Here is a 6041-nt window from a genome sequence, read left to right as displayed (position 1 = left end):
TGGCGAAGGTTCCCTATATTGCCATGGAGTTCGTCGCCGGCATCGGTCTGGCGGAGCTGACGAACCGCGCGCCACAGCCGCCGGACGAGGTGACAAGGATCGGCGCGGAAATCGCGAAGGCGCTCGCCGCCTTGCACCGCCAGAAGGTCGTCCATCTCGATCTCAAGCCTGAAAACATCATTCTGGCCGAGCGCGGCGCCGTGCTCTTGGACTTCGGCCTCGCCCGCCATGCGGAGCTTCCGGACCTTCTCGGCGAAGAGAGTTCCGTGCCGATGGGCACGGCAGCCTATATGTCGCCGGAACAGGTGCTGGGCGAGAGGTCCGATCCGGCAAGCGATATATTCGCGCTGGGCTGCATCCTCTATCAGCTCGCCACCGGCGAGGAGCCATTCGGGCGTCCGGCCACTTTCGCGGGAATGAAGCGCAGGCTCTACCATGCGCCCAAGCCGCCGCGAGACATCGATAAGGCCATACCTAGGTGGCTGGAGGCCGTCATTGTGCGCTGCATGGAAGTCGACCGATCCAGGCGCTATGGCGAAGCGGCGCATGTTCTTTCGGATCTCAGGAATCCCGATCAGGTTGTGGTCGCCAGGAAGAGCGCGCTGTCGAACGAACGGGTCTGGGGCGCGATCAGGAACCTTTTCCGCAGAACGGACGAGAAGTCGCTGGTTGGCAAGGCGGCGAGCTCGGCAGTGCGCGCCGGACCGCCGATCGTCTTGGCCGCGGTCGACCTTGCCAATGGAAGCGATGCGCTGGCCGGCGAGGTTCGCAACGAAACCGCGCGTGTCCTTGCGGCACGTCCGGATTCCTGGCTGGCCTGCGTGACGGTGTTGAAGACCGAGATTGTCGGCAAGACACCGGATGTCGATGAATCAGGGCGCCTTGTCTATCTGCAGCGGCTGGTCGCGCTGAAGGACTGGGCGCGTCCGCTGCATCTGCCGGAGGACCGCATAAGCTATCACGTGCTGGAGGCGGTCAGTCCGGCCGACGCGATCCTCAACTATGCCGAGCACAATGATGTCGGGCACATCGTTGTCGGCGCCCGATCCTCTTCGGCAATTCGCCGCCACCTCGGCAGCGTGTCGACCAAGGTCGTGGCGCGGGCCCTTTGCTCGGTGTCGGTCGTGCGCTTGAAAGCGGTCGAGGAGGAAAGGCGGCTGTCGCCGTGAAGTGGTCGGTGCTCTGCAAGCGAGCTTGACTTCGGCCTTGCCTGCCTGTCGACTGCTTGCAGAATTGCATTGGGCTTTGCGAGGGGCATTGTCCTGACATGGCATCGATCGACCAGCAACCCGCGGGGCGGCCGGACAGCGGGCTTTCCTTCATCCCAGTGGCCTGGCTCGTCATCGTCATGGGCCTGTCGGCCTATGGCCTGATCTCGAACTGGCGGCTGATCGGCGACTTCAGCCTGCCGGATAACGTCCTCTTCCTGATCTATGGCGGCCTCGCCGGCGGCGTCATCACCATTCTGTGGGGGCTGTACCTGCTTGGTCTCGCCTTCAACCGATCGGCCCGTTTCCCGCGCCACTACACGATCTGGCAGGTCGCCATCATCATATGGATCCTGGTCCGCCAGGCCTATGTGCTGCTGGTGTCCGACTTCGTGTTCTCGGCCGAGGGGCTGGGCTTCACCGTCGCCGAGATCGCCGTCGGCCTGCTCTGTATCTATCTCCTGCGCAACGGGGCCGGCGCAGAGACGGTCTACGCCAACCTGGAGACCGAGCGGCCGCCGGTCTTCGTCTCGATCTTCGCCGCGCTGCTCGGCATCATCCTTGGCGGCGTGATCGGCGCATTTGGTGGGTTCTTCGCCGGTTCGCTGATCGCGGACCTGACGCATATGAGCTGCTTCGAGGGCGCCTGCGGATTTTTCGCCGCTTTCATCGGGCTGGGCGGCCTGATCGTCGGCGCGATCGCCGGCGGCATTTTCGCAATCTGGCGGGTCAACCGGCGCGGGCCGCCGCGGGCTCGGTAATTTCAAGGTGTCAATTTCATGGGGGCCGCGATTGCGCGGGAACCACGCACGCTCTATGTCGATGGCGGGGTAGACGGGAGCCTTCCCGGGAGAGCGTCGATGTTGCGTTTCATCTTTCGGCTGGCAGCCATGATAGCGCTGTCGATTTCGGTCATCATGGCGGTGATCGACACTACACGCTCGGTCGCCGCCTCCTCGCTGGTGATGACGCCGCTCAACGCAAGCTGGCTGGCGGTCTCGCCGGATACCCGGGCCGCCTTCGAGAGCTTCGTGCGCGCCAAGGCAAGTCCGCTGGTGTGGGACGGCGCCTTCGCCTGGGTGCTCGCGCAGCCTGGTTTCGCCGTGTTCGCGGTGCTTGCTTTCCTGCTCTACGCCATTGGCTACCGGCGCAGGCGCCGGGGCGCGGAATTCGCTCCAAGTTCCTGAAGGCTCTTGTTGCGACGCTATTCCGGGCGGAATGCTACGGCGAAACCGCCGAGCCTGCCGCTTCACTTTTCCTGGAATTGCTCAAAGAGCCGTGCCGGACCGCCGGTAACCGCTTTTTCCAACAGGTCAAAAATCCACGTGAATTTTGTTTCGCGCCGTGCCAGATTGGCCGCGAGCGGGAAGGGCAAACACTTCCTGCCTGGCATCGCCAGCCTGCCGGAGAACCGGGCAGGCAGGCGGCGCAAAACGGAAAAATAACCGACAGGGTGTGGATCACATGAAACGTATCGTTCTCGGCCTTCTGGCCGCAACCGCAATGGTTCTTCCGGCTTTCGCCGCGGACGTGCAGCCGGCCATCCTCTATGATCTGGGCGGCAAGTTCGACAAATCCTTCAACGAGGCCGCCTATCACGGCGCCGAGAAGTTCAAGACCGAAACCGGCGTCGCCTATGTCGAATTCGAAGTCTCGAATGCCTCGCAGCGCGAGCAGGCGCTGCGCCGCTTCGCCGAGGACGGCCGCAACCCGATCGTCATGGCCGGCTTTGCCTGGGAGGACGCGCTGAAAGCGGTCGCGAAAGACTATCCTGACCTGAACTTCGCCATCATCGACGATGCCGTCGACCTGCCCAATGTGCGCTCGCTGGTCTTTAAGGAGAACGAAGGCTCCTACCTCGTCGGCATCCTGGCGGCGATGGCATCGAAGTCGAAGAAGGTCGGCTTCATCGGCGGCATGGATATCCCGCTGATCCGCAAGTTCGAATGCGGCTATGTCGGCGGCGCCAAGTCGGCAGGTGCGACCGACGTCATCCAGAACATGACCGGCGACACGCCGGCCGCCTGGAACGACCCGGCCAAGGGCGGTGAGATCGCCAAGACGCAGATCGACCAGGGCGCCGACGTGGTCTACGCGGCGGCTGGCGGCACCGGCGTCGGCGTGCTGCAGGCGGCGGCGGATGCCGGCAAGCTCGGCGTTGGCGTCGATTCCAACCAGAACGGCCTGCAGCCGGGCAAGGTGCTGACCTCGATGATGAAGCGCGTCGACGTCGCCGTCTACAACGCCTTCATGGACGGCAAGAACGGCACCTTCAAGGGCGGCCTCCAGAATCTCGGCCTCAAGGAAGGCGGCGTTGACTACGCCATGGACGACAACAACAAGGCGCTGGTGACCGACGAGATGAAGGCAGCGGTCGAAAAGGCCAAGGCCGACATCATCGCCGGCAAGATCGAGGTGCACGACTATACCGCTGACAACAAGTGCCCCTATTGATCGGCAGCTGAAGCAGGGTTGAAACCGCCGGGCCAGCGCCCGGCGGTTTCGTTTTTGGCCGGGGGTGATGCGGCCGACGATCGAAGCCGTGGCCGAAGGCGACATCCTATAACGTCCCGACGAGATAGCCGAGCGCGAAGGCTGCCAGCAGGGCGAGCGCAATGACAAAACCAAGCCTGCCGCCAAGCGAATGCAGGCCGACGCCGTAGGGTTTGCGCTCGACCCGGTGGATCATCACCGGCGGCGGTTCGGCCTCGGGAGCGGCAATGCCGGCGAGCCGCGCCTGCATCTGCGGCAGTTCGGCAAGGCGTTGCGTGACCAGCTCCCAGCGATTGCCGCGCGCTCCGGGCGCCGCGGGATCAAGCGCGCGCAGGCGCTCGGCGAGCCGCAGCACCGTGTCGCGAAAGGCGGGATCGATCTCGAGGTCGCGCTCGGCGCGGGCGCGTTCTCTGTCGTTCATCAAGCCGAAGACATAGTCGCCGGCCCGGGCGACGCGGTCGCTTTCACTGGACATGGCCGTCTTTTCCCATGGCTCCTCACCAATGCGGCGGCTTGCTCACCGGCACGTCGGAGGCGGTCTGCTCCTCCAGTTCAAGGAACCGGTTGGTCAGGGCTGCAAGCTTGCGCTCCATGCGCTCGATCACCTTCCACTGTTCGGCGATCTGGCCGGACAGTTCCTCGATGGTCTTTTCCTGCTCGGCGGCGCGGATTTCCAGCGTCGTCAGCCGATCGTCAGGCGTGGCCATGCAAAACCGTTCCTTGCGAATATGAAGCCTTCACCCAAGCAGATATTGGTGGGATGCCCACGAGTACCCGCTTATGCTCAGTTGGTTCTCGCAGGTTCCGATCGCAAAACCGCGGGACACTTTTGCGGAACCTGCTCAGGTTCGAAATTGACAAGGGCGCGGGGATTTGTCGAGAGTGAACGGCCGATTGGCATAAGCGGGGCATCATGCTAGGCATTTTGACCAAGCGATAAAAATACTGAGTGGGACAGGCTGCATGGCGCAAGCCGCAATTGAGCTCATAGGCATCAACAAGAGCTTTGGCGCGGTGCGCGCCAACCGCGACATCAACCTGGAGGTCGCGCGCGGCACCATCCACGGCATTGTCGGCGAGAACGGCGCCGGCAAGTCGACGCTGATGTCGATCCTCTACGGCTTCTACCAGGCCGACAGCGGCGAAATCCGCGTCGGCGGCAAGCCTGTTTCGATCCACACCTCCAACGATGCCATCGCGCTCGGCATCGGCATGGTCCACCAGCATTTCATGCTGGTCGACAATTTCACGGTGCTGGAAAACGTCATCCTCGGTGCCGAAAGCGATGCGCTGCTGAAGAGCAGCATAACCAAGGCGCGCTCGGAGCTTGACCGACTGGAACGCGAATACGGCCTCGAGGTCGATCCCGACGCCGTCATCGAGGAGCTGCCGGTCGGCCTGCAGCAGCGCGTCGAGATCCTCAAGGCGCTCTATCGCGGCGCCGAGATCCTGATCCTCGACGAGCCGACGGGCGTGTTGACGCCGGCTGAGGCCGACCACCTCTTCCGCATCCTCAAGCAATTGAAGGACCAGGGCAAAACGATCGTGCTCATCACGCACAAGCTGCGCGAGATCATGGCGATCACCGACACGGTTTCGGTCATGCGCCAGGGAACGATGGTCGCGACCAGGACGACAAAGGAAACCACGGTCGGCGAATTGGCCGAGCTGATGGTCGGCCGGCGCGTGCTGCTCAGGGTCGAGAAGGGCCAGTCGGAAGCCGGCGCGGTGAAACTGTCGGTGAAGAACCTGACGGTGAAGGACCAGCGCGGCGTCACCATGGTCGACGACGTTTCGTTTGACGTGCGCGGCGGCGAGATCGTCGGAATTGCCGGCGTTGCCGGCAACGGCCAGTCCGAGCTGCTGGAGGCGATTTCCGGCATCAGGCATGCGGTCTCCGGCGAGGTGATGCTCGACGGCAAGCCGATCGACCTCACCGGCAAGGCCGATCCCGGCGAATTGCGCGACCGCGGGCTGGCCCATGTGCCGGAGGACCGCCACCATGTCGGGCTGGTGCTCGCTTTCGAGGAAAACGAGAATTCCATCCTCGGCTATCACGATGACGAGCGCTATCTGAAGGGGCCGTTCCTCGACGTCGATGTCATCATGGCCGACGCCAAGGACAAGATCGAGAAATACGACATCCGCCCCGCCAATCCGCGGCTGAAGACGGCCAATTTCTCCGGTGGCAACCAGCAGAAGATCGTGCTGGCCAGGGAAATGGAACAGGACCCCGGCGTGCTGATCGTCGGCCAGCCTACGCGCGGCGTCGATGTCGGCGCCATCGAATTCATCCACAAGCGGCTGATCGCCATGCGCGACCAGGGCAAGGCAGTGCTG

General features: G+C 63.5%; 7 protein-coding genes. 5 read left to right on the top strand and 2 right to left on the bottom strand.

Annotation, left to right across the window (positions count from 1 at the left end):
* The 4 genes from EOA28_RS21905 to EOA28_RS21890 form a co-directional block, all read left to right on the top strand.
* Positions 1–1169: bifunctional serine/threonine-protein kinase/universal stress protein (locus EOA28_RS21905; protein ID WP_128315250.1), on the top strand; the 1169-nt coding region annotated here is incomplete at its 5' end.
* Positions 1170–1267: 98 nt separating this feature from the next.
* Positions 1268–1969 carry a DUF2569 family protein gene (locus EOA28_RS21900; protein WP_126081393.1) on the top strand — a complete coding sequence of 234 codons (702 nt, stop codon included), beginning with the start codon at positions 1268–1270 and terminating at the stop codon, positions 1967–1969.
* 99 nt (positions 1970–2068) lie between these two features.
* On the top strand, positions 2069–2395 hold the full coding sequence (locus EOA28_RS21895; RefSeq protein WP_126081394.1) for a hypothetical protein: 327 nt from the start codon (positions 2069–2071) through the stop codon (positions 2393–2395).
* Between the two features lie 277 nt (positions 2396–2672).
* On the top strand, positions 2673–3662 hold the full coding sequence (locus EOA28_RS21890; RefSeq protein WP_095817026.1) for a BMP family ABC transporter substrate-binding protein: 990 nt from the start codon (positions 2673–2675) through the stop codon (positions 3660–3662).
* 106 nt (positions 3663–3768) lie between these two features.
* Here EOA28_RS21890 and EOA28_RS21885 read toward each other — a convergent pair whose 3' ends face one another.
* Positions 3769–4176, bottom strand: a complete 408-nt coding sequence (locus EOA28_RS21885) for a hypothetical protein (RefSeq protein ID WP_126081395.1) — start codon at positions 4174–4176, stop codon at positions 3769–3771.
* A 22-nt stretch (positions 4177–4198) separates the two neighbouring features.
* Positions 4199–4408, bottom strand: coding sequence for a SlyX family protein (locus EOA28_RS21880; protein ID WP_126081396.1), 210 nt, complete (start codon positions 4406–4408; stop codon positions 4199–4201).
* Positions 4409–4664: 256 nt separating this feature from the next.
* Here EOA28_RS21880 and EOA28_RS21875 point away from each other — a divergent pair.
* Positions 4665–6041, top strand: a 1377-nt coding sequence (locus tag EOA28_RS21875) for an ABC transporter ATP-binding protein (RefSeq protein ID WP_148670795.1), incomplete at its 3' end; no start/stop codon positions are given.

The organism is Mesorhizobium sp. M2A.F.Ca.ET.067.02.1.1 (genome assembly GCF_004023285.1).
GTDB lineage: Bacteria > Pseudomonadota > Alphaproteobacteria > Rhizobiales > Rhizobiaceae > Mesorhizobium.
The sequence above is the reverse complement of the archived record's forward strand: the minus strand, read 5'-3'. Positions and strand labels throughout refer to the sequence as shown.